The sequence below is a fragment of the Bacillus sp. FSL W8-1127 genome, assembly GCF_038006725.1.
GTDB classification, from domain to species: Bacteria; Bacillota; Bacilli; order Bacillales; family DSM-4216; genus Bacillus_O; species Bacillus_O smithii.
Genome location: NZ_JBBOVU010000001.1, coordinates 3221443 through 3246184, shown reverse-complemented (window position 1 = coordinate 3246184; position 24742 = coordinate 3221443). Strand labels below are relative to the sequence as shown.

The 24742-nt window shown below is 40.8% G+C and carries 22 protein-coding genes; 16 read left to right on the top strand and 6 right to left on the bottom strand.

Annotated features, from left to right (window positions below; genetic code table 11):
• Positions 1-163: 163 nt before the first annotated feature.
• The 6 genes from NST12_RS15200 to NST12_RS15175 all read left to right on the top strand — a co-directional run bounded on the left by NST12_RS15200 (position 164) and on the right by NST12_RS15175 (position 7401).
• The gene (locus tag NST12_RS15200) at positions 164-1051 is read left to right on the top strand and encodes a C39 family peptidase (RefSeq protein ID WP_082142359.1); all 888 of its coding nucleotides are present in this window, start codon (positions 164-166) and stop codon (positions 1049-1051) included.
• Positions 1052-1428: 377 nt separating this feature from the next.
• Positions 1429-3015: an S-layer homology domain-containing protein gene (locus NST12_RS15195; RefSeq protein ID WP_341101841.1), complete on the top strand. Its 1587-nt coding sequence runs from the start codon at positions 1429-1431 to the stop codon at positions 3013-3015.
• 401 nt (positions 3016-3416) lie between these two features.
• A complete protein-coding gene (locus NST12_RS15190) occupies positions 3417-4439 on the top strand; it encodes a hypothetical protein (RefSeq protein WP_341101839.1) in 1023 nt (340 codons plus the stop codon).
• Positions 4414-5181 (top strand): hypothetical protein, encoded by a 768-nt coding sequence (locus NST12_RS15185; RefSeq protein WP_341101837.1) that lies wholly within the window; start codon positions 4414-4416, stop codon positions 5179-5181. The genes NST12_RS15190 and NST12_RS15185 overlap by 26 nt, the downstream gene beginning before the upstream one ends.
• Positions 5182-5314: 133 nt before the next feature.
• Positions 5315-5959 (top strand): Bax inhibitor-1/YccA family protein, encoded by a 645-nt coding sequence (locus NST12_RS15180; RefSeq protein ID WP_341101834.1) that lies wholly within the window; start codon positions 5315-5317, stop codon positions 5957-5959.
• Between the two features lie 794 nt (positions 5960-6753).
• Positions 6754-7401, top strand: a complete 648-nt coding sequence (locus tag NST12_RS15175) for a hypothetical protein (protein WP_341101832.1) — start codon at positions 6754-6756, stop codon at positions 7399-7401.
• A 175-nt stretch (positions 7402-7576) separates the two neighbouring features.
• Here NST12_RS15175 and NST12_RS15170 read toward each other — a convergent pair whose 3' ends face one another.
• On the bottom strand, positions 7577-8773 hold the full coding sequence (locus NST12_RS15170; protein ID WP_341101829.1) for a hypothetical protein: 1197 nt from the start codon (positions 8771-8773) through the stop codon (positions 7577-7579).
• 87 nt (positions 8774-8860) lie between these two features.
• On the opposite strand from NST12_RS15170, the gene NST12_RS15165 reads away from it, so the two are divergent.
• The 3 genes from NST12_RS15165 to NST12_RS15155 are packed head-to-tail and all read left to right on the top strand — an operon-like array spanning position 8861 to position 10301.
• The gene (locus tag NST12_RS15165; protein ID WP_270584010.1) at positions 8861-9547 is read left to right on the top strand and encodes a glycosyltransferase family 2 protein; all 687 of its coding nucleotides are present in this window, start codon (positions 8861-8863) and stop codon (positions 9545-9547) included.
• Positions 9548-9562: 15 nt separating this feature from the next.
• Positions 9563-9946, top strand: coding sequence for a DUF2304 domain-containing protein (locus NST12_RS15160; RefSeq protein WP_048624189.1), 384 nt, complete (start codon positions 9563-9565; stop codon positions 9944-9946).
• Positions 9933-10301 (top strand): EamA family transporter, encoded by a 369-nt coding sequence (locus NST12_RS15155; protein ID WP_341101824.1) that lies wholly within the window; start codon positions 9933-9935, stop codon positions 10299-10301. Before NST12_RS15160 ends, NST12_RS15155 begins: the two co-directional genes overlap by 14 nt.
• A 122-nt stretch (positions 10302-10423) precedes the next feature.
• On the opposite strand, the gene murJ is transcribed toward NST12_RS15155, so the two are convergent.
• The gene (gene murJ, locus NST12_RS15150; RefSeq protein ID WP_341030287.1) at positions 10424-11941 is read right to left on the bottom strand and encodes a murein biosynthesis integral membrane protein MurJ; all 1518 of its coding nucleotides are present in this window, start codon (positions 11939-11941) and stop codon (positions 10424-10426) included.
• Positions 11942-12507: 566 nt separating this feature from the next.
• Here murJ and NST12_RS15145 point away from each other — a divergent pair.
• The 5 genes from NST12_RS15145 (at position 12508) to NST12_RS15125 (ending at position 19155) form a co-directional block, all read left to right on the top strand.
• Entirely contained in the window at positions 12508-13791 is a 1284-nt protein-coding gene (locus tag NST12_RS15145; RefSeq protein WP_003352990.1) for a nucleotide sugar dehydrogenase, read from the top strand.
• A gap of 17 nt (positions 13792-13808) precedes the next feature.
• Positions 13809-14525 (top strand): WecB/TagA/CpsF family glycosyltransferase, encoded by a 717-nt coding sequence (locus NST12_RS15140; protein ID WP_270584013.1) that lies wholly within the window; start codon positions 13809-13811, stop codon positions 14523-14525.
• A 58-nt stretch (positions 14526-14583) separates the two neighbouring features.
• Positions 14584-15681: a glycosyltransferase family 4 protein gene (locus NST12_RS15135; RefSeq protein WP_341101819.1), complete on the top strand. Its 1098-nt coding sequence runs from the start codon at positions 14584-14586 to the stop codon at positions 15679-15681.
• 366 nt (positions 15682-16047) lie between these two features.
• Positions 16048-17505 carry an O-antigen ligase family protein gene (locus NST12_RS15130; protein WP_341101816.1) on the top strand — a complete coding sequence of 486 codons (1458 nt, stop codon included), beginning with the start codon at positions 16048-16050 and terminating at the stop codon, positions 17503-17505.
• Between the two features lie 483 nt (positions 17506-17988).
• Positions 17989-19155, top strand: a complete 1167-nt coding sequence (locus tag NST12_RS15125; RefSeq protein ID WP_048624179.1) for a glycosyltransferase family 4 protein — start codon at positions 17989-17991, stop codon at positions 19153-19155.
• A gap of 191 nt (positions 19156-19346) precedes the next feature.
• Here the strand turns inward: NST12_RS15125 and NST12_RS15120 are convergent, their stop codons facing one another.
• Positions 19347-19688 carry a hypothetical protein gene (locus NST12_RS15120; RefSeq protein WP_341101814.1) on the bottom strand — a complete coding sequence of 114 codons (342 nt, stop codon included), beginning with the start codon at positions 19686-19688 and terminating at the stop codon, positions 19347-19349.
• Positions 19689-19810: 122 nt separating this feature from the next.
• Complete coding sequence (locus NST12_RS15115; RefSeq protein WP_341030168.1) at positions 19811-20923, bottom strand: RNA-guided endonuclease InsQ/TnpB family protein; 1113 nt, start codon at positions 20921-20923, stop codon at positions 19811-19813.
• An 87-nt stretch (positions 20924-21010) separates the two neighbouring features.
• On the opposite strand from NST12_RS15115, the gene NST12_RS15110 reads away from it, so the two are divergent.
• Positions 21011-21151: a ribbon-helix-helix protein, CopG family gene (locus NST12_RS15110; protein ID WP_003352379.1), complete on the top strand. Its 141-nt coding sequence runs from the start codon at positions 21011-21013 to the stop codon at positions 21149-21151.
• 133 nt (positions 21152-21284) lie between these two features.
• Here NST12_RS15110 and NST12_RS15105 read toward each other — a convergent pair whose 3' ends face one another.
• Both NST12_RS15105 and NST12_RS15100 read right to left on the bottom strand, forming a co-directional pair.
• Complete coding sequence (locus NST12_RS15105) at positions 21285-22646, bottom strand: glycoside hydrolase family 3 protein (RefSeq protein ID WP_328203394.1); 1362 nt, start codon at positions 22644-22646, stop codon at positions 21285-21287.
• The gene (locus NST12_RS15100) at positions 22646-24052 is read right to left on the bottom strand and encodes a zinc ribbon domain-containing protein (RefSeq protein ID WP_341101810.1); all 1407 of its coding nucleotides are present in this window, start codon (positions 24050-24052) and stop codon (positions 22646-22648) included. The genes NST12_RS15105 and NST12_RS15100 overlap by 1 nt, the downstream gene beginning before the upstream one ends.
• Positions 24053-24239: 187 nt before the next feature.
• Here NST12_RS15100 and NST12_RS15095 point away from each other — a divergent pair, with 187 nt between their 5' ends.
• Complete coding sequence (locus NST12_RS15095; RefSeq protein WP_048624175.1) at positions 24240-24728, top strand: zinc ribbon domain-containing protein; 489 nt, start codon at positions 24240-24242, stop codon at positions 24726-24728.
• The last annotated feature ends 14 nt before the right edge of the window (positions 24729-24742 follow it).

The following is a 24742-nucleotide window of genomic DNA, read 5'->3' as shown; positions in this document are numbered from 1 at the left end:
ATTTGAGACCATCTATTGATGGATGCTGCTTCCGCTAACTTTATTGCATTTGACTCTCGCTCGACGGTTCGCCATTCATGGTACTGACCGCTGAAAAGAATGGAGTAGTTTCTTGAACAATGGCAGACAATAAAGAGGAAGAGTTGGATAAGGAGAGAAATGTTTGAAAAAAATCATTTTATTCGGTGCTTTATTTCTTATTTGTTTGGGGTGGACAGATCAAACGAATGCGAAAACCATTTTAAATGCACCCTATATTCAGCAAATGCCCCAATTGCCTCGCGGCTGTGAGGTCACATCTCTCGCGATGCTTTTGCAGCACGCAGGAGTGAAAGTGGACAAAATGACATTGGCCAAGCAAGTGAAAAAAGTTCCTTTTCGTCAAAACGGCCTCTACGGCAATCCTTACGAAGGATTTGTCGGAAATATGTACACGTTCACACAAAGCGGCTACGGGGTCTATTATCCCCCCATTTATGAATTGGCTCAAAAATATATACACGATCGGGCTGTCAATTTGTCGAATAAAGATCTGAAGACGATTTATCAATTTATCGATCGCGGTGCCCCGGTTTGGGTCATTGTCAATTCAAAATTTAAGAAACTGCCTTCTTCTGAGTTTCGTATTTGGAATACCAGAAAAGGCAAAGTTGCCATTACTTATCGGGAACATTCCGTTCTTATAACGGGGTATGACGATCGTTATATCTATATCAATGATCCTCTGTACCATCGGAAAAATCGTGCGGTCAACAGGAAAGGCTTCGAAGCGGCCTGGATACAAATGGGCAGACAAGCGATCAGTTATTTGCCAAAACCGAATTGGAAGAAAGAGTTGAAAAAAGGACAGATAGGGAAAGTGACGATTTTAAAACCGATACAGCTCCAAAGCAAGAATGAAGCAGGTCAGCTCAAGTTCGTCCGAATGCTTTACCCATATGAGACCTATCGAGTGTACAGCTACAGCAAAGACAACGGAGGAATGTATCAGGTAGGAAGTAATCTTTATGTCAAAGCGTTGCAAGGATATTTTCTATATGAAACGCCTTAGTATAAGTGTCTGTTGTGCTTCGTAAAGTATGCTGAAAAGCTCTGTTTAGGCACTGGTATGTTCTTATTGATCTAGACAATGCCGCTATGAAAAATGATTAGGTAAGCCTATTGTCCTTCCGACACAAAAAGTCCTGTAGAAGCTTCTACAGGTTTTTTTTTCTTGTATTTGAAACTTTATTTTGTAAGGACAAAAGTAAAGAAGTTCATTTTTGAATTTCCTTCGATGGGAATTAGGCGTCGGAGTCTTGAATTATTTTCTATAAGTTCAATAAAAAAATGTTATTTAGGACATTGTGCCCATAAAATATGGTATAATTTAACTAGTATGGAAATACCACTACATAATTCGATAATATGAGAAAGGAGGAAATAGTAGTGAAAAAGAATCCATACATATCCTTTATCGTTGTAATATTTTTATTATTTAGTAATTTGATTTTTAACTATGGAAAGGCTGAGGCAAAGAATTCTTTTAAAGATGTACCGACGAATTATTGGGCGGCGGATGAAATTGACTATTTAAGCTCAAAAGGTATTATTAGCGGGTTTAATGATGGATCCTTCAAGCCCGGTCAATACATAACCAGAGGACAAGCTGCCATCATGTTGACGAAAGCTTTGAGCCTAAGTACCAAAAATCGTCCGAACCCTAATTTAAAGGATGTCAGCACGCGCAGCCCTTATTACAAACCGGTAAGTGCTCTAGCAGATGAGAATATTATCGACGATCTTATTAAAGATGGTTATTACTACCCTGGTCAGCTGCTGACGAGAGGAGAGATGGCGGCTATTTTGGCAAAATCTTATGGATTGGGTGGAACATCCACTGAAAAATACATCGATGTTCCAGATTACTATTGGGCGTATGAATACATTCAATCGTTGGCCGCAAACCATATTACAACTGGTTTTAGCGATAAGACTTTCAGACCCAATCAGCCTTTAACAAGAGCCGAATTTTCGGTGTTTTTATCAAGGATCATGGACAGTAAGTTCAGAAGTGTCGGCAATCGAACAGTCTATTTGGATAATGGGATTGAAGTGATGAATTTTCAGTCAGGGTCTTCGCAAAATTCATATAGTTCTGCTTATGCTGATCCATATTACACTGTAGAAAGCAATACGGGTGAAAAATACAAAAATTATTTGACTATGCATATAAGTTCCTTTGCAGATGCCGGACAAGGCTGGGAATATGTAGAATTTCCGTTAAATGGAAGATATGAAACTTTCAGTGCCATCGTCGGTTTAACCAAACAATACCAAAATACAACCAATGAAATTCATTTAAAATTTACAGCAGATGGACAGCCTTTAAAGAATATGACTTGGACTGCAGGAATGCTGACGGAAAATGTTACTGTAAATGTTAAAGGAAAGAAGATTTTAAGAATTTATATGGAAGTGGAAGATCCAAAAGACACTTCCGAAATAGGTTTGTTTAATCCTGTTTTTACCTTAAACAATGAACCTGCTCCATTAATCAGTGCGCCGCGTCCGTCTAAAACCGTTATCTATAATGAAAATGGGATTAAAATAATGAATTTTCAGTCAGGTTCTTCGCAAAATTCATATAGTTCTGCTTATGCTGATCCATATTACACTGTAAAAAGCAATACGGGTGAAAAATATAAAAATTATTTAACTATGCATATAAGTTCCTTTGCAGATGCCGGACAAGGCTGGGCATATGTTGAGTATCCTTTAAATGGAAAATACAAAACCTTTAAGGCGACAGTTGGATTAACCAAGATGTATCAAAATACAAAAAATGATATGACTCTTATTTTTTCAGCCGACCAACAACCTTTAAAAACCATGACATGGTCTGCGGGCATGCTTACACAAGATGTTTCAATTGATGTGACAGGGAAGAAAATTTTAAGAATCTATGTTGAGGTACCTAACCCGACGGATACTTCCGAAATAGGGTTTTTCAATCCCATTTTTATTAAAAATTAAAATGTGTGCTTGTCTCATCCTTAAGTCTGACGGAAAACACTGCAGAGAGAAGTCTCTGCAGTGTTAGTTTTTGTTTTTATAAATAAAAGATTCTGTATATGGCGAAAAGACAACTTATTCACTGATTTTAAATAGAATAGGAATAAGAACCAAATGGAAAAGGAGCGGTTTTATGGCAGTATCCTGTATAGAAGATACGTATAGAGGTCACAATGATAAAAAAGATCCTATTTATTCATCGTTATTATTATGCATGCGTAGGGTAGAGCGAAAAAGGATCTCAAATTTAGCATTTCTTTATCGAGTATTTGTCGAAAAATTTTTACGATATTTTTAGTATCGTTTTGGACGTATATTCTATATAATAAAGTTAAACAGCACGTTCGGAAGGAGGAAGGACTATGAACGTCAATGTTTGGGAGTTCATGGGAATTCAAAGGACGGATCAAACTGAATCTGATCGATTGTTGACTTTCATTATGAATAGTATGATCAGCAGTTTATTTCATTGTATGAAATGGTCACCTGCTAATTTTGTTTCGTTCCCCCAAATGGTAAAATACGGAATTGATCTTGACGATGAAAATTCGTATTTTTGGGACTGGATGAATGAGTACGGTATAGGCTATGTAAAAAACATTGGAAAAACGACGTTACCGGATACAGAGGAAATATTAAACTTTTTAACATATAGACAGATGCTTTTAGAGATAGACATTGAAAATGAAATCCATTCTAATCTGTTATTGTCTATTTCTGAATTACTTACAGCACTAAATGAATTTATAACGGGTTGTATGGAATCGTCTGCCACTGATTTAGTAGATGTTTTTGAAGAAACCGTTTTTTTTAATAATAGGCTGAAATCTGATTCGGATCATATAGAATGGGAATTTATATTAAGCTCTGCTGTAAATCAGCAGGGCTTTTGTTATAATTATACAAAAAAAGAGTGGATATTATTGGATAATCAACAGGCTTACGAGTTGTATACATTGGCTAAAACAAAAATTCAGTTAATAGAAGCAAGTCTTGAATCTGTACATATAGACAAGATGAAACCGTTTCAAAAGGGGAAATATGTAAATGAAATTGTTTTAGGTAAGCGCTTAGAACCAATTAGTGAAAAAGAAGTTAACACTTTTTTAAAAACCGTTGTGAATAGTAGGGAAGAGGGTAGTGGTGATATAGTATTAAAAATCGAAATTGTATACAAAGGACGTTTTAAGGCTAATACTTCTGCTTCAACAGAAAAATTAGAATACTGGACAGATATACAAACGGTTCCACAGTTATTGCCATATACTCGTAGTTTAATAACTTCTTTAACTTCTCATATGCTAATCGCACCAATTGTGTTACCAACGATGGATATCTTGGAATCAATGAAACTGAATCATGAAAATCAATCGGTCGGTGAGTAAATTGAATGCTTTGATGCGAATACAATTCTGCCATTCAGATTATCCATACCCTAATCTTGAACCAACGGCAAAAAAGATTGCCGAATTTTTATTTACTTATAGAAGTCAATTTAGGCCTTTTTGTGAGTTTATGAGGATCAGCAGTACATGGACGCTTGATAATTATAAAACAAAACTCCAAAAATGGTCTCAAGCCATAGCTCCTAATCGCAAAAAAGCAGCTCCAGATACTTTACAATTGATTAATTTAACTCATGAATTCTTTTCAGTGTGCCAAAATGAAGAAGATCGAAAAAAAATGCGCGGGCTAGTTCCGGAAAAGTTATTTGAAAAAGTCTTTAGTTTAAGGCACAGTGGTAAAAAAGGTGTTTTTGGATATGGGGTAATGGTAGTGGTTGATGGCAAACCGGTAAAATATATTCCGTCGTTTTCTTATAAAAAAGAAGATGACAGCGATGTTTATCGGCAAACGGTCGATGCTGGATTTTGGGATGGAGAAGTGGGAGAGTTTGCAGAGGTTAAATTCAGCCCAGAAGCCTTCCATACGAAAGACATTAAATATTTACAGTTACTAGCAAATGAGTTAAATACTGCAGGTCTCAATTATTCGATATTGTTGGTATCTTTTGATAATAAAGAATTAATACGCTTTAAGTTACAGCGTCTAGGTTTATGGAAAAAGGAGGATTCATTTTATTTAATTGGACGAGATGAGTTATTCCAATGGGGGATGAATTCTTAAAAGATGACTATAATGGAAAATAAAAAGACCTTTTCCTTCTAAATAAAGTGTAGATAGTAGAGATTCATCTTTTATACAAAGAATGGAAATAATATAGGAACAAAAGTATAATATAAGAAAGGAGGGATGTTTGATGATAGATGTTGTTCAAGTAAACCGAAGATCGATGTTTCAAAAAGTTCTTGTGACGTTTGTGATTTCTTTATTATTCGCAACGGTCGGTATGTATGCAGGGAAATTTGTTCCTCCGGTATTGATGTTTCCGTTGGCCGTAGCGGAATTTGTCATGATTTTCGCAGCGCTTTTATTAAGAAGAAGCAAAAGCGTCGGCTATACGTTTGTTTATGTTTTTACCTTCCTTTCCGGAATCACTACTTATCCGATCGTGAGCCATTATATTTCCGCAGCTGGTGCGCAAGTGGTTTTGATGGCTTTTGGTTCGACATTCGGGATATTTGCCGTCATGGGCTTGATCGGGGCCGTCACCAAAAAAGATTTATCGTTCTTGAGCACCATTTTATTGGTCGCCTTATTAGCGTTAGTGTTCATTAGCATTTTTAATATTTTTAGCCCGTTAACTTCCAGTGGAATGCTCGCATACTCGGTCATCGGGTCCATCGTTTTCTCTCTTTATATACTTTTTGATTTCAACCAAATGAAACACCATCACATTACGGAAGAAATGGTTCCGTTATTAACATTATCTCTGTATTTGGATTTCATTAACTTATTTATCAATATTCTTCAAATCCTCGGTATTTGGCAAAGCAAAGATTAGGCTGCTGTCGCCTGCAATATGTCAAAAGCTCTGCGGAGAGAAATCTCTGTGGGGCTTTTCCTTTATGTGCGCCCGGCATGTACATGAACTATAGGGTGTAAGTCCCGAACCCCGAAGACAGAAGTAGAGGTTAGCCAAGAGCAAGGGTGTCCGTGGTGACGCGGAATCTGAAGGAAGCTGGAGGCAAAACACCGGTCCGAGGAACACGAACCTCATATAAGGCTAGGTATGATTGAGTGAGTTTGCATAACAAAACAAAGCTCTTTCTGTCGAAGGTCATATCGAGTAAATGAGGCGGATAGATGGTGTGAAAGTGCATGTACTTACCCGGGGAGGTCTGGCGGATATGTGAAGTACTCTTCATAACCTACTTAGTGATAAGTAGCTGAACCGTCAGAAGTCAGCAGAGGTCATAGTATTAGTTGGTCTAGAACAACTAAGAAGGACCGAACAATTAAGAGAGAATAGCCCTTGGTATTCAGTGAGTCATGATGAACACAGAAAACGTAGTACCTCACTTGAGGGAGGAAGCGGTGAATCCCGTGGGAGACCTCTTGGAGGGTGGAGTGACCACTGGCATAAAGAGAACAGCTATTCACGGAAGTTATAAAGACTTGCGTCAATTATCTTAATTGAACCGCCGTATACGGAACCGTACGTACGGTGGTGTGAGAGGACGGGAGTTAATCGCTCCCTCCTACTCGATTCGCGTTCGCTGATATGACGCAAGGTTTAAAAGGAAGTATGGTCATAATAAAGAGATCCTGAAATTTCTAATAAGGAAAGGTGCGGAAATGAGAAAAGATCGTTTTTTCTCCCATCAGCTGGTTCAATCGTATCTTGATGATGTGTGCAAAAGGCTGCATGGTTTGCCTCCAGGTGTAAAACACCCCTTTATTCAAAAGGTTCGTACTGATTTATATGAAAAGGCATTGGAAAAAGAAAAGAAAGGGATTGGACAGGAAGAAATTCCTCAAAGTGTGTTAATGGAATTTTTGTCTCCGAATGAATTGGCGGTTGATCTTTTAAAAGAGTATGATAGGGAAGATTTGAATCATCATGTCATAAAGCTCAGCTACTCTACCGTGTTAGCCACAGGTTCTTTTGGTGCTCTTTCGGTGCCCATTTTGTTAGGGTTCGTCAATGTATCTGCCATTTTGCCTTTTGTGATCGGATTTATTATAGGGAATATCTATCTCCTATTCGGAAAGTTCACGTGGAATAGAACCCTTCTCTCTCATTTTCAAAAAACGATGAGATTCATCCCTTGGATGTTTGTGCTGCCTTTTGTTCTCTTTGCGGTCCGCACCATGATCGTCCGACAAATCGATCTGTTTTCTTTCTATTATTTAGTGGGGTATCTTATCGTGTCTATTTTATATATTCGTTTTCTTAAAATGTTGCCCAAACATCAAGAAACCAACACGGATTTATCGCGATGATATGCCCGCAAACCAATCATATGCGGGCGATGACACAGTAAATTCTCAAACTGTCTAATAGGTTTAATAAAATTTGGTTGTTAAAAAGCAGATCGTATATACCTGGCCGCTCTGGTGTCCTTTCATCACAACACGGATAAAAAAGTTGAGGGCCAGGTGTTGATCGGCATTCTCATTATTTCCCGCGGAATAACTGTCTTGGCAAAAGAGAAGAGAGAAAGTAGCCGCCAAAGAGCAGATAGACCGGAATAACCGGAACGCGGTAGCGTTGTCCGCCGACGAGTAGACCGAGGGAAGTCAAAACGGCAAATCCCAGTATAAATAAGATCAGAAATAAAATTTCCAGCCGCATTTTCTTTTCTTTCCATAAACTCCAGACGATTCCGGCTATGCTGATGAAGAGAGTCATCCAATCGAGGGCGTCAATCCCTTGGAAGAACAGACCGGTTTTCAGCACAAGCCGTTTGATCGTTTCGCCGGGGTAAGAGAGCATGTAATGAACGGCTTTTTCTTTTAACAACTCGCTTTTTTCTGATAAGCTCAATCGGCTGTATGAAAAATACTCAGGCTCTACAAATTGGTCGACGATGGTCGTTGCAAAGAACGCCACTTTCGTATGAGGATTATTGGCGATATATAGATTTTGCCCGCTATAGTTTTCCAAAAGCACAAATTTCCCGTGAAGAGACCAGTTGTGAAGCCCATTGGCGGCTAAACAAACAACGGGAATCAAAAAGGCGAGAATCGTCGCGGCTCGCAATTTTTTTGTCCGCCAATATAGGAGCCATAACAGGCCGAGCAGCAAAAACACATACATAAGATGAGGCCGGAATAATAAGCTAGCCGACAAAAGCGCTACGGACGTTATCAGCCATTTTGTTTTCTTTTCGTCGCGAATAAAGCGCAAGATGCTGTATAGGATTAAGAGAATAAACGTAATAAAAAGCGTTTCTGTCAGCAAATATTGCGGACCGTTCAACAACAAGACAGGATGAACAGCATACAGAAGCCCGGCCGCCATGCCCGATTTGAAACGGTGAAACAATTGTTCTCCCAAAAAGGCAAGAAGGACGCCGTTGAATCCGTAAACGACATACTGAAAAAGAATAAAAAGTTTAGCGCTGTGGAAAAACGCAAACGGCACTAAAAAAATGGAGAACAGCGGGGGCACAATAATGTCCTCTTTGCGGACGGTGTTGATCATCCCGTTTCCCTTGACGAAATTTTCGGCTATATTAAAATAAAGCTGACCATCCGGAGTAATGCGAAAGAATTGTTTTCCGGTTTGATATAAATAAAAAAGTAGTATTGCTTCCGTAAGAAGAAACAAGAATACATAACCGATTATGTTTCGTTTATGAATCGTTGGCATATGGAGATCCTTTCTATTGTCATTTTTCATTTGCATTATATCATGAAAATTCTGCTTTGAATTTACAGAGCCGGAGGATTTTGTCTTATGGAAAAAATCTTGATCATCATCCCTGCCTACAACGAAGAGGACACGATACACCATACTGTAAACCGGCTTCGAAACTCCTGCAGCTATGATTTTATTGTCGTGAATGATGGGTCCACCGATCGGACGGAAGAAATTTTAAACGAACATCAAATTCCCCATATCAGTCTGGCGGCGAATCTCGGGATCGGCGGAGCGATGCAAACCGGCTATATTTATGCGTACAGGAACGGATACGATTATGCGATCCAATTGGATGCCGACGGCCAACATGATCCGAAAGACTTGGAAAAATTAGTTCAGGCCATCACCGGCTCCGATTACGATATGGTCATCGGGTCTCGATTTGTGGAAAAAACCGGGTATAAAGGCAGTTGGATCAGGAGATTGGGCATTTATTATTTTTATTATATGTTAAAATGGATTGCTCACATTAAAGTAACCGATCCGACATCGGGCTACCGCATTGTCAACCGCAAAGTAATGAAAGAGTTTGTCCGCCACTATCCGGTTGACTATCCGGAAGTGGAAGTATTGGTGAGATTGGCGCACCAGCATTTCAAAATAAAAGAGATTAAAGTGGAAATGAATGAACGGCAAGGCGGACAATCTTCCATTACACCGTTTCGATCCATTTACTATATGTTAAAAGTCACGTTTTTTTCTTTAATTCGATCGGTTTTTTAAAGGAGCGTTATGTATATGGGGTTTGTGCAAATCATTTCGATTGTCATGGCCGTGTTGTTTTTCGTGCAAGTCGTGTGGCTGACTTCCAAAAATAAACTGCAGGATCAGCAGGCGTTCCTTTGGCTGGTTTTGTCTGTTGCGGCGATCTTGATTGCATGTTTGCTTCCGGTTTTAAATCGATTGGCACGGGCCGTTGGCATTTCGTATATGCCGTCTTTTATTTTTGTGGCGGCTTTTTTCGTCGTGCTGACTTTGCTGATGTATCATACGATTGTTTTATCCAAACAGCAGGCAAAGTTGACCAAAGTCATTCAAGAACTGGCCTATGTAGAAAAAGAACTGGAAGATCTGAAACATTCGCTCAGAGCGGAAAAGGAGGAACGCCATGACGCCGATTAATTTTGTGCTGATATTGGTCAACACTCTCATATTGGTGAGCGGACAATTTTTATGGAAATACGGGATGATGAAAAGCGGCCAAATTTTTTCCTCTCTTTTGGGGATTTTGAAGCTGCTGCTATCGCCGTATATATTGACCGGTTTGATTTTGTACGGGGCTGCTACGGTGTTGTGGCTGTTTATTTTATCGAAAGTTCCGTTAAGCGTGGCGTACCCGATCCAATCGCTTGCCTACGTGTTTGCATTGTTTGGGGCCTATTTCTTATTCGGAGAAACGCTGACAAGTTGGAAAATAGCAGGCGTGCTGCTCATTGTGGCAGGCGTAGCCATGATTAGCGTTCATAGCGGAAGATAACCATTATATGTCTAAAGAAAAAGACGAGGGAGCAGCTCCTTCGTCTTTTTGTCTTTTGGATGAATCTTAATAGAGTTCTGAAAAGCAACGGATCACACCGCTTATGCTTGTCCCGTTTCCGTTTAAATGGCACGTTTTTTTCTTTTTAAGAAATTCAGCATTTGGTAGAAACCTTCCCGATAAAACAGATACAGCCCTGCGACGTAAAAGACGACTCCGAGCGGCACCAAAATCAGGATCTGCCATAAAGGATAAAGATGATAAAGCGGCAGCGTTTCCTTTATGGCGATCAGTACGACCGACATCACAATAGTCGGCGGTAAAGCTTTTACGATCAATCGAAATAGCCGCACTTTTTGGGACGGATGAAAATCCTTATAAATCACAATGGCCGTGACGATCAAGTAATAGAAGGAAACGATGGAACTGGATAAAGCAAGCCCTTTATATCCTAATGGTTTGATTAAAATCCAGTCCAACAGTGCGTTCAGCAGGATCGTCGTAACGGTCACTCTGAAAATGATTTTTGTTTTCCCCAAGGCGTACATGGCTTTAGAAACGATATATTGCATGCCTTGCGTAACAATAATGGGCAGAAAGCAAACAAGCGCCATATAAGTGTAGTGCGTGTCCATCGCTGTAAACTTTCCTCTTTGGAATAAAAAAGCGATTGCTTCTTGTCCGACTAAATAAATACCTGCCGTAATGGGCAATAGGGTAACCAGAGAAATTTGCATTCCTGTATAAAAAATATCTTGAAACTTTTCCGGATCATCCAATTGTTCGGATAAAAGCGTAAAGATAATCGCCGCAATCGAAGTGGCGTAAATATTATGCGGGACGGATGTCATAAGCGATGCGTAATTTAAATAAGTAGCCGCCCCCGGAATGCTGGAAGCAAACGCCTTATCGACAAACAGATTGGTTTGGCTGACAACCGAGTTTAACAGCGAAGGGATCAAAAGCACCAGAAACGTTTTCCGAAATGTCGCATCTACATGAAGAGTAGGCTGCCAACGGAATCCCGTTCGATACAGATAGCTGAATTGGATGACCACGCCGATGAAAGTTCCGATGATAAACCCGTAAGCTAAACTGTTAATTCCCCAATAGCTGGAAAACACCAGAGCGAAAAGCGCACTGGTCAACGGCTGGACAAGCTTAGCGAATTGTGAAGGGACGAACACCCGATGCGCCTGTAAATAGGAATCTAAAATTCCGCTTAATGCCACTAAACTCATAAATAAAAAGAAAAATTGAGTGATAGCCACAGCGACTTTTTCTGTCTGTGGTGCCATGTGGCCATAAATGAACGGCACGATGTCAGGAACAAAGAAATAGCCGATCACTGTAATCACGAGGAAAAGCAGAACCGTAAAATTCATGACGCCATTCGCATTTCGTTCCGTTTGTTTAGCGTTCATTTTGGAATGGCTGACGTACAGCGGCAAAAAAACATTGTTAAAACCGCCGGAAATCATGTCCATTGCCAGGCTGATAAAAGAGAAAGCAAGAATATAACCGTCCGTCAGATGACTGACTCCAAATTCCCGCGCAATAATGCTTTCTCTCAGGAATCCCGACAGTTTAACAATGAAAGCTAAAATAGTCAGCCAAATGGCTGTTTTTTTCAAGGACATAACGAGACACCTCTTCAAAAATAAAATGCAACAGCCTTCCGAAACGGCAGCCGTTCTATAAGTAACGACTGTTGGAAGAGTTCATATGTTCATGTGTCATGTAATGGGAACAGCGCAATCGATGTCCAATAAATGATGGAATGTCGGTCCTGCCCTCTTTTCGATCCAATCAATCCACCTAGAAAAGCCGCCTCGCAGTAAACACGATCTCGTGTTTTTGCAACGCGGCGGGGAACGGTTGATTTTGGTTATGATGGAGAACAGTCTTCATCCTTTATGACGAGGAAAATTTTCCTGCAAGGTGGATGGAACCCCAACAATTTCACAAGGTATACAAATTTTAAATTCTATAAATGATTTATAATGATAGAGTAAAATAATGGATAATTTGGAATCCACTCAAGATGGTTTATATTTTACCATTGGCCTTATGAACATTCAATGTAAATAGTGCAAAGTATCAGTGAATTTGCTATACTATTTGAGTTGAGTACTATGCTTATTAATTTTGCGATTAAAAACAAATTTTTTGTTTTTCAATATCATCATAAAGAGAGGTCTTTCACATGCAAAAAATATGCGTAATGGGATTAGGATACATCGGACTTCCTACTTCTGCAGTTTTTGCGCAGGCAGGCTTTGATGTCGTAGGTGTAGACGTAAACGAAAAAGTGGTGGAAACGTTAAATAGCGGCGGGATCCATATAGAAGAAAACGGTTTGGAAGATGTCGTCAAAGAAGTGGTAAAAAAAGGAAAATTGCGCGCATCTACACAACCGGAAGAAGCGGATGTGTTTATCATTTCCGTCCCGACTCCTATTCATCAAGATGAAACCGCGGATGTAAGTTATGTGATCAGTGCGACGAAGATGATCCTCCCTTATTTGCGCAAAGGCAATATCGTCATTGTGGAATCGACCATTCCGCCAAGAACGATGGATGATATTGTCGCTCCTTTGATCGAACAGGCAGGATTGGATCCAAGAAAAGACGTGTATGTTGCCCACTGTCCGGAACGGGTGCTTCCTGGCCGAATTTTAATCGAGTTGGTGGAAAATACTCGTATTGTCGGGGGGCTGACGCCGGAAGCAGCGAAAAAAGCGGCAGATGTATATCGGAAAGTCGTGACAAAAGGCGAAGTCATTGAAACCGAAGCGTTGACGGCGGAAATGTCGAAGCTGATGGAAAATACGTTCCGTGATGTCAATATCGCCCTTGCCAATGAGTTGGCCAAAATCTCCAACCGACTTGGAGTGGATGCTCATAAAGTAATTGAACTGGCCAATAAGCACCCACGTGTCAACTTGCATCATCCCGGTCCGGGCGTAGGCGGCCATTGCTTGGCAGTAGACCCTTATTTTATCGTCGAAAAGGCGCCGGAAGAAGCGAATTTAATCAAGTTGTCTCGAGATATCAATAACTCCATGCCTGATTTTGTCGTAGAACAAGTAGAGAAATTGACGGCGGAATTGGCGAAACCGACGATTGCTCTTTGTGGACTGACTTACAAAGGCAACATTGACGATATCCGCGAAAGTCCGGCTCTTGAAGTAGTAGAAAAATTGATGCAAAATCCGCGCTATGAAATCCGGATTCACGATCCGCACGTTCAACCGGATCAAGTGCCATTTACGCTGCTTCCGTTTGAAGAAGCGATTCAAGATGCTCATCTTGTTGTGATTTTAGCGGATCACAATGAATTCAAACAGCTGGATCCTGCCGTATTAAAACAACGTATGAAAACGCCGGTAGTGTTTGATACGAAAAATTGCACGAATCTAAAAGACGCTGAGGGGATCACCCTTCATCGAATCGGCGATTTGACCAAATTAAAAGCAATTCAGGAATAAAGCAAGGGATGTCAAAAATGGAAAAGGAACAATATTTAGGCGTCTCCGTTTCACCATTGACTTATGAGGAAATCATTGCCGACATTAAAAAGCGGATTGCCGCGGGAAAAAAATCGACCGTCATTGCTGTCAATCCGGAAAAAGTGATGGCGGCGAACCGCGACCCGCTTGTAAAAGAATTAATCAATGAATCCACTTACCAAATACCCGACGGAGTTGGCATGATTATTGCTTCCAAGTTAAAAGGCGGAAAAATTCGCGAACGGGTGACAGGTGTCGATATGATGGGGCGGCTTCTTCGTTTTGCCGCAGAGGAAGGGCACGGTGTATTTTTGTACGGTGCCAAAGAGGAAGTCGTCTCAAAAGCAAAAGAAAATTTGGAACGGCAAATTCCCGGTCTGATCATTTCCGGCTATGAAAACGGCTATGTTCAAGACCAATCAGCTCTTATTCAAAAAATCAACGATTCCAAAGCTGTCCTTTTGTTCGTCGCTTTAGGAAGCCCGAAACAGGAATTGTGGATAAGAGAACATATGAATGAGCTGAAGCATGTGAAAGTGTTTCAAGGAGTGGGCGGCAGCTTTGATGTCTATTCCGGGATGGTCAAACGGGCCCCGGCCTTTTTCCGAAAAGCAGGCTTGGAATGGTTGTATCGGTTAATAAAAGAACCAAAGCGGATAAAGCGTCAAATGGCGTTGCCGAAATTTGTCCTGAAAGTATTGGCCAGTCGTTGAAGAGGAAGATGGCTGGCCTTTTAAAAAGCAGAAAGCGCCACTTGGAGGGGAAGTTCGGATGAAAGTACTCCATGTTATCAGCGGAGGAGAAACCGGGGGATCGCGCAAGCATGTGATTACCCTTCTAAAACAATTTGCAAAGAATGAAGTCGTCTTGGCCGTATTCCAAGAAGGAGCTTTGTCGAAAGAAGCCCGGGAAAACGGCATTCATGTCGAAGTGTTTCAGCAAACTTCCCGCTATGACCTTTCTGTTTTAAAAAAACTGGCCCGATATATTCGGCAAGAACGGTTTGATTTGCTGCACACTCATGGCCCTCGCGCCAATCTATTCGGTCTTTATTTAAAGAAAAAAACCAAAATTTGCTGGGTGACGACGATTCATAGCGATCCATCCCTCGATTTTATGAAAGCAGGAGTGAAAGGAAAAATTTTCACGGCGCTGCATCTTTATGCCGTGAAAAAGATGGATCATTACTTTGCGGTGTCTGAGCGGTTTAAGAAAAATTTAATGGCCGCCGGCATTCGTGGAGATCACATTACCACTATTTACAATGGCATTCATTTTACAGCAGAAAAAGCAGTTCCGGTGCCCAGAGCCGAACTTGGGGCGGACAAGGATGACATCTTGTTTGTCATGGTGGCGCGTCTGCATCCGATTAAAGGCCATGAAATCGTATTGGAAGCTCTTCAAAAGTTGGGGAATTCACAGGTAAAAGTGCTCTTTGTCGGCGACGGTCCGATTCGAAGCGAGTTGGAACAAGCCGTCGAACGGCGCGGCCTTTCCGAACAAGTCCGCTTTCTCGGCTTTCGAAAAGATGTTGAAGAAATTTATGCGGCGTCGGATGCGGCTTTATTGGCTTCCTATAGCGAAAGTTTTCCGTTGGCGCTGCTGGAAGCGGCCAATCAACATTTGCCCGTCATCACCACCGATGTAGGGGGAGTAAATGAATTAATTACGAACGGAAAAACCGGTTGGATTGTGCCGACTGGTGATGCCGATCTTTACAGGCAAGCAATGGAGGAAGCGATTTCCCGCAAGCAAAGAGGGGAGTTGGCAAAGATGGGCGATGACCTTTACCAACATGCCTCACGACATTTTTCCTTGACGAATTTGTACGAAATGATTCGAAATACATATGAACGTTTGCTGTCTTAACAGTCGAAAGTGACATGCTGATAGGACATATGGTGTGAGGGTCTGATCCCTCCATGCTTTGTGAATCGATCAGGGGATAAATGATGTTGTTATCCTGTTTTAGCATGGTGGATCCGGCCCTTTCCAATTGAAGAAGCGCTCCTTTTAGATTCAAAAGTTTAGCAGGAAAGAATGATCGTAAAAGGGGTTCTCGTTTCCTTAAACGGAGCGTAAATCATCATTCATTCCAGTCGCTTGTGCCGTTGACGACCATCTTAGGAATCATTTATAATCGGAAAAGTAGTGTTGCGAAAAATTGCGTTTTTCCTTAATATTTCGACAAACATTACGTGTCGAAAAAATAGAGTAAAAGGAAGGTTCAAATAGATGGCTGGTTTTCGAGAGAAGTATCAATACATCCTTGTTATGGCTTTATTTGTTTTGGTGGCACTCTTTTTTCCAAACAGTATGATCGGTTTGGCCGTTTCGCTCATAGTAGCTGCGCTGGCGTTTATTCGGCCGAAAGACGGTCTGTTGTTTTTGCTCATCTACTTTCCAACAAGGGCGTTTTTAATAGAGATAAATCCCTCTTTGAAAATAGCCGGTGATTTAATCGCCATTGCTGCCTTTTTAAGAGCGGTTTGGGATCAACGAAACGATTGGAAAAAGATGTTCCAATTTTCGCTGTTTGAATGGGGATTCTTTTTGTTCATTCTTATAGGTTGTGTGTCCGCGCTTATCACGGGGGTTTCCGTAGGGGCTATTATTTTTCAAGTTCGGGCTTTTGTGATTACATACTTGATTTTCTATACAGTGAAGCGGCTGTCGATTGAAAAAGAAGATATTCACCGCTTTTTATGGATTACTTTTACTATGTCTATGATTCTCTCCGTTCAAGGAATTGTCGAAAAAGTATCATTGCGGACTTTGTTGATGCCGGAAACATGGGTGGAGCGTTATATTTCTCCGACGAACCGGCAGCGCATTTACGGGTTGATCAACAATCCAAATGTTTTGGCTGTTTACTTAACGCTCGCCTTCATTTGCACGCTATACTTATCAACCCTTGTTTCCAAAAGAACGAAGCTGTTTCTCCTTATTGGTTCTGTTGTGATGATGGGTGTTTGGATCTTGACGTATTCAAGAGGAACGGCTATTGGGCTTGCCGTTGGCTTGATCACCTATTTGGCTTTGTCGAGAAATTGGAGAACCGTTGTGAAAGCTTTGCTGATCATCGTGCTGAGTGTAATAGTGATCAGTATTCCGGTGACAAAAGCGACGGAATTCGTCCAGAATATGAACGTGTTGAAAGAAAAGCCGATTGCGGCGCCTGATCAGCAAGGAGATGAATCACACGCGGAAAAACGGCTGAAAGAGACGTTTGAAGGCAGTACGATCGAGCAAAGTAAAAATACCGGCCGCTTGTTCATTGTCAAAAAGGGTCTGCAAATATTTAAAGACCATCCTGTTATTGGTTCCGGATTTTCGACATTTGGCGATTCAGCGTCAAAATCGTATTCATCGCCGATTTATAAACATTATGGGATCAACTTGAATATTTATTCGGATAATCAATATATTCAAGTAATTGCCGAAACAGGGGTGCTTGGCGTTGTTGGCTTTGCCGTTTTCCTGCTGGGAATGCTGGCTTTTCTCTGGAAAAACAGACATACGGCTTCCCCGTACGCCGATGCGCTTATTTCGATATTAATTGCCGTTTATGTTTGCGGACTGCTTTATAATATTTTGGAAGACAAAACGTTCACCGCCTATTTCTATATGATCCTTGGAGGAGTGGCTTCTATGGCGGCAGAAACGTTTGGGCGCCCCTTAAGATTTAGATGAGAAACGCATCAGCAACAATTTTTGTAAAAAAAGGAGAGTATATGGCTGGCAGCCTGCTCTCCTTTTTTGTTTATATCCGTTCTTGGTTTTGGCGGAATTCGATCTGTTCCTTCGTTTTCTTCCGGTGCAGAGGGACAACTTTTCTCTTTTTCCGTATCGCTTGCGATACTATTTTCTGCTAAACTCTTATATGTAAGGTGGATAAGCGAATGGCCGGCGCTTTTTGAGTATTCGGTTTTTCTTTCAGACGTGCACTCGTTTGTTTATATCCGCCTACAAGAGAGAAAGGTGATATAGGGGTAACGTGGATAAAGAAAGTGCTGCTCCTAATGATGTATCACGTAGACACGATGAATGACCTTTTTGTGCAAGCAAGAAGAAGGAAAAAGCATGAAAGCACAGTCATAAAGGGTCACCCGTGCGATAGCTGAGAAACGATGGAATGAAAGATTCATTTTATTGATAAATAAGAGGAGGCAAATCATGAAAATTTTACTCGCCACGGCTTATGATTATCCTCATGCGGGAGGGTTGTCCACTCATGTGACGACATTGAAAGCGGGACTTGAGGAGCTCGGCCATCAAGTGGATATCCTTTCTTTTTCGGACGTGCCTGCATGGAAGCGGAAAGCGCTGGCACAAGGACCAAGCTTCATATTAAATAAGTTCAAAAAAGGAAAAGGCATTGTATGGTCGCACAAGATGAGGAGAAAGTTTCTTTATGGGTTGATCGAAGCCAACAAACAGAAAGGATATGACCTCATCAATGCCCAAGATCCTTTCACTGTATTAGCCGCATTGGCGACCGGAATCCCGACAGTGGCTACTGTTCACGGTTATATGACGTTTGAGTCCATCAGTAAAGGATCGTTGCTGGAAAACAGCGCGGAAGAAGAATACATGAAAGATATTGAAGTACAAGCCTATCGAGGTGCGAGAAAGGTCATCACGGTTGATCAGCGCTTGAAGGAGTATGTGAAAGAAGTTTCCGGGATCGATGCCACGGCGGTGCGGAATTTCATCGATATCCATCAATTTAAGCCGAATAAAGAGAAAAAACAAGAATATAGAAAGAAATATGGTTTGTCGGCGGATGACCGTGTTTTATTTGTGCCTCGCCGGTTGACCAGAAAAAATGGAGTGATCTACCCGGCTCTGGCGCTTCCAGAAGTATTGAAAGAATTTCCTCAAACCAAGCTGATTTATGCCGGCAGCGGAGAAGCGTTGGATGAATTGAAAGAGATTGTGGAAGAAAACCGTCTCAACGATCATGTTGTCTTTTTGGGAGCCATTCCGCACGATCAAATTAAGGAGTTTTATGCCCTTTCTGATGTCGTATTAGTTCCTAGCGTCCACTCTGCAGGGGTAGAAGAGGCTACTTCCATTTCTGCTTTAGAGGCGATGGGATCCGGCTCTCCTCTTATCGCCAGCGCGGTTGGCGGTTTAAAAGAAATTGTCAACCACCAAGAAGACGGCTTGCTCGTGGAGGAGAAAAACATCAAAGAACTAGTCGAGTCTATTGTTTACTTATTCCAACATCCTGAAAAAGGAGAGGAATTCGCAGCCAAAGCCCGTCAAAAAATCGAGTCGGAATACTCCCATATCTCCGCAGCGAAAAAATATGAATCGGTGTATTTAAAAGCCCTTTAAGATTGGATGATATGGAAATAACAAAGCGGTCCCTGTCAACGCGGGGACCGCTTGCAACATCAAGACCGATAACCCGATTAAGAGTTTTCGGGCCGATCAGGTTTTAAATTCCAAAAACCAGCGGCAATTAAAAAAATCTTTCTTATCCTTTCAAACGAAAGACTGCGACCATCCTTTGAGATTAACATTTCTTAATGATCCGGTTTAAGATAAAAAGTTTCTTTGTTATTCCTGTTCCAGCTAATGGTCACCTCGATTGGTTCATTGTCCTTTACTGTACAACCATTGCAGCTGGAGGGGATTTGAATGGTGGTCCCCTTATGCTCCTCATCGTTCAAAGAAGGTTCCTCGTCGTTAACGATAATTTTAAGATTCTTAAAAATCGTCGTATCATCTCCGTTTTTATAATGGAAAATATATTTTCCGTTTTCACTATGGCTATCTATGGTCGCCGAGTATTGATCTTCCCAGTGATCGCTATTTCCGGAAAACTTCATATAATTATTATGGCTACAACCAATAAGGAATGACACCAGTGAACTACCCTCCACTTATCAACCTTACGGTTTGATTGAAGTGGGGGCTTCTCGGGTAATCCCGTCTAATGACAGAAAATTGACCGAGCTAACCCTCTCGTTCCGAAAGTTATTATTCTTTATGCTAATAAGCGTAATCCCTCATTTTTGATATTGATTGCTGAATTGTGATCGCAATCTAATACAAAGCCGCAAGAACATTTATATACACGTTCAGATAATGGCATTTCTTTTTCCTTGCCGCAACATGAACACTTCTTAGTGGAGGGAAACCACTTATCAATTTTCACAAGTTGTTTCCCCTGTTCTTTTAGCTTATACGCTAAGAAAGTAGTGAACATCCCCCAGCCGTTATCATGAACGCTTTTTCCAAAGTTGAGGGCTTGAGACATGCCTTTCATGTCTAAGTCCTCAATAATCACAGCGTCATAGTTTGTTGCTAATTCTTTTGACTTATGATGAAGAAAGTTTCTGCGCTGATTCGCTGTCTTTTCATGTAGCTTAGCCACTTTCAGGTGTTGTTTTTCCCATCTTGCAGAACCTTTCTTTCTTCGAGAAAGAATTCGTTGTGCTTTTGCTAATTTATCTAAGGCTTGCCGATAGTAACGTGGGTAATTGGCTTTCTTACCCTGTTCACTCTCGACATATAGACCATCCATAGCAAAATCCAAACCAACAACTTTCTGTATTTTAACTGGACGAATATCTTTCTCATATTCTGTCAAAATTGAAATGTAGTATTTGCCTGTCTTTGTTTTAGAAATAGTGCAAGATTTGATTTTATAATCAGCAGGTATCTCTCTATGCTGTTTCATTTTTATTGGCTTTTTGATTTTTGGCAGTTTGATATGACCATTTTCTAGCTTAATATTTCCGTTGACCATATTAGTTGTATAGGATTGTTTTGCTTTACGATTTTTGAACTTTGGAAAATCCGCATTTCCTTCAAAGAAATTCTTATAAGCAGTCTGTAAGTTCATTTGTGCATTTGCCAAAGCTAAAGAATCCACTTCTTTTAGGAATGGAAATTCACTTTTATATTTTGCAGGGGTCGGAAACTTTTGCTTTTTAAGCAATTCTTTATCATCCTTGAACTTTTCATACGTTTCTTTGCGTTCAGCTAACATCTTATTGTAGACAAAGCGAACACAACCAAATGTCTTAGCTAATAATGCGGATTGTTCTTTGTTTGGTAACAAACGAAACTTGAAAGCTTTGTTTTGCTTGGCCATATCAATTCACCTCACTTTGTGCGGAAAAATTTCGTATATATTGATTATACCGTAAAAAATCCGTACAATCAATATGAGGTGATAATCATGAGAGAAGAGAAAGAACGTGTAGAAATTCGTATGCCTAAGACGATATTAGAAAAATTGGAGCAATATCAAAAAGAAAATGGGATTCCAACTAGAACAGCCGCAATCTTAGAATTGTTGAGAAAAGGATTGGAAAAATAACTTTGGCTAAAGCCAACCGAAATTCATCTCCCACCTACTCATTGGTGCTATTCGCACCTTCACATTCCTAGAGGATGGGAGACTTCTTTCGGAAAGACGTTAAAAGGATAATGGTTCTCCTTTTTGTTCTTGGCTATTGTTGTTTCGTTTTTTCTTCAGACAATCCGTGATTTTGTTTGTATTGTTGAATGATAAGGGCATGTTGTTGGCTGCCGACTATTTGATCTGCTTTATTCGCATCCACTATTGGTTGGTCAATGGTGGAAAGCTTAAATAGCAGTATTCGTTTGACGGCCTCGTCAATGCGTGATGGCTTCACTTCTCCCTTGTGAACCGCCTCTATAATCCCGTTATACACTTCCAATTGGTGCTCATACTCATGACAGACAAGGAGAAGATCTGCTCCGGCATTTAAGGCATCTTTTCCTAAGTCTTTGTATGAGTAGTATTTATTGACTGCGCCCATTTCTAAATCATCGGTGACGACGATTCCTTTGTATCCAAGCTTGTTTCTCAACAGCTTTTGAATAATAATCGACGATAAGCTTGCCGGTTTTTTTGCGTCGTAGGCAGGATATTTTAAGTGTGTCACCATAACAAAGAAGTTTTGCGGATCCGTTTCCTGGATGATCCTTTTAAATGGGTAAATATCCGAGTTTTCCAAGTCGAGTTGATTGGCTTTAACGCTTGACGTATCAATATGCGGATCGATTGAACTGCGCCCGTTTCCCGGAAAGTGTTTTAAGACGCCGGTAATATGGGAATCGTTTAATCCTTTTAACACCATTGTTCCTTTTTCATAAACGTCTTCGGGCTGGCTGCCAAGCGAGCGGCTATCTTTCGCCGACAAATCCAAAACGGGAGCGAAATTGATTGAAATACCCATAGACGCTAATTCTTCGCCATTGAGTTTAGCGATCGAATAAACTTCTTGTGGTGAAGCGTATTTTCCTAATTCCTGTTGGGAAGGAATAGGCGATACTTGATTTCTCATGCGCAGAATATCCCCGCCTTCTTGGTCCACTCCAATCATTAATGGAATGGAAAAAGGATTGGATTTAAGAGCAGACTGCTGCAACGAATTGGACAATTCCGCTGTTTGTTTTGCCGATTTCATGTTTCGATCATAATAGATAACACCGCCGATATATTTGTGTTCAATCAGATCGGCAATTTTCTTGTTTGGAACAGGGTTTTTAAACCCTACCATCAGCAGTTGTCCCACTTTTTGTTCTAATGTCATGGCTTTGACCAGCTGTTCGACCTTTTCGTTCGGGTCTTGAATTTTATCGATTTTTTTCTTGGCCTCCATTTGGGCATTCGCTGTTTTCAGCCGCTCTTGTTCTTGATCAACTCGCTTTTCTTTGTTGTTTTGTTCGTTTGTTTCAGAGGCCAGTTTAGCCGGGTTGGGAACAGATTGAAAATGCCAAACAGCCAGTGCACATGCAGCTGCGATGACGAGGCAAAGAATATAAAGAGTCTTTTTCTTTTGCATTATTCTATAACCTCTGAGTTTATTTTTTTAATGGCAGGAGAGTCTAACTTCCATTGATCTCCTTCTTTCACCATGCCCCATGTTCCCTCCCACTCTTGTTTCAGTGTACCTGTTTCTTTGGAATCGTATGAAGTAAGGTGGAAGGAGACGGTTGCCCGATTGTTGTCCAAATAGACGACTGAAAAAGAATCAACATCGTTTTGATAATTGTCCTTTATTCCGTTTACCCAATCATCATAGTTTCTTTTTTGTTTCTGTCTAGCGGAAAACAAATCAAAGGCTTTTTCATATTCGTGGCTGGAAATACACGCATAATGGGACATTAAAACGTCTTCCAGCTCATTAGCAGTATTTGTACTATCCGTAAAGCTATCCATATCGTCTCCATCTTCAGCGAGAGGAAGATTGTCGAAATGGAGATCTACTTCTTGATCAGGTTCATGAATGGCCACTTCATTGCTTTTGAACGTTCCGGCAGGCAATTTTAATTTTGCGGAAATTTTCGTTGAACCATCCGTTTCCACGGGGCCGAACTCATCTATATCTCCCACTCGCTTGCCGGTGCTTTTTCCGTTCACATAAACAACAGCATCATCATAGTCAGAATATATCGTGACGTGATCCCCTGTCAGATCCAGATCAGCGTATAAATTATGATCGGTTGCATCCGTTTTCGGATCGAGTTCTTTTTTGTCGGAAACATTGGCGTATTTTCCCTCATAAAAAGCTTTGACCGTATGTTCCGAAGGCAGGAAGGGGCCGAAAGTTCGTTCTTTATCTTTTTCGATGTAACCCATTTTTTTGTTGTCAATGTATAAAAGAGAATGATTTCGGTTAACCGTTACTTTAATAAAAAACGGATGAGGAACAATTTTGTATTGGTCAATCAGATTCCATTTTTTATCTGATTTTTCGATGCTGACAAATGGTTCGTCTTCTGGTTTCACAACTTCGACCCCGTTTTCCAAAAGACGAGCATCATTCCTCAGTTTTTTGATCATGCTCGTATACTCGTCCGGATTTTTCTTTAAATACTGAATGAATTGTTTGGCTCCCTCTTCGTCAACTTTCATTTCTGTTTGGCCTGAATTGAACAGGTTGGCAAGTTCTTTGGCATTTCCCTGTTCGACTGTTTTATTGAAATGATCCACTAATTTGGACGGTTTATGGTTCGATTCCGCTATTTTGTAAGCAAAAAAAGCGGCTGCCAATACAATCACAGATATGGACAAAATGATTTTGCTTTTCTTAGAAATTCCTTTTCCTGAAAATGATTTCAATCTACGGCTCGGGCTTGGTGTTTCCGGCCCGACAGGCTCAGAGTTTTCTACTGCGGCGCCACAATGAGTGCAGAATCCTTGCCCTTGCTTTAATTTTTGGCCGCATTGCTTGCAATAAATTTCCAAATAAGCCCCCTCCTTTTTAAAATAAACCATGACAATTGGACTATTAATATATTACTTGAACAAGATAAAGTTCACAATGTTTTCTGGAAATGAAGTTATATTTATCCAGATTCATAAGCCTATAGTTATATACAATAATGGATCTATATGATAAATTTGTAATATCTGACCATAAGGAGGTATGGAAATGGGCGAATTGCAAACTAGAATTGGAGGGGGTTTGTTTAAGATCAAAGGTGGTCTTGAGCAAGGTAAGCAGAAGGTCCTATTGACCCAGGAAATCCTCCAGCACAAAAAAGTGATCGAAGAAGCCGGAGCCAAGCGGGCAGATTTTATTCTCCAGCTAGGGGAAGAGGTTTATAGAAAAATGAGATCCGGCGAATGGGAGCATAAAGAGTGGAGTGAGAGAATAGCTGAGATTGCTGGGCTTGATCAAACCATTTATAGGGCCAAACAAGAATTACAAAGACTGAATCAAAAGTTTGGATCTGATAATGTTTGCCGGCAATGCGGGGCTCAAGTGACCCCTTTGGACAAGTTTTGCGGCTCCTGCGGTGCGAAGGTAGTTCGGGAAGAAGACGTAAAAGAGACCGAAACAGTGGCTTGCTCTTTGTGTGGTGAACAAGTTCCTGTATCCGCCCAATTTTGCAAATGTTGTGGGACAAAAATGCATTGACAGGAGGTGGAGCA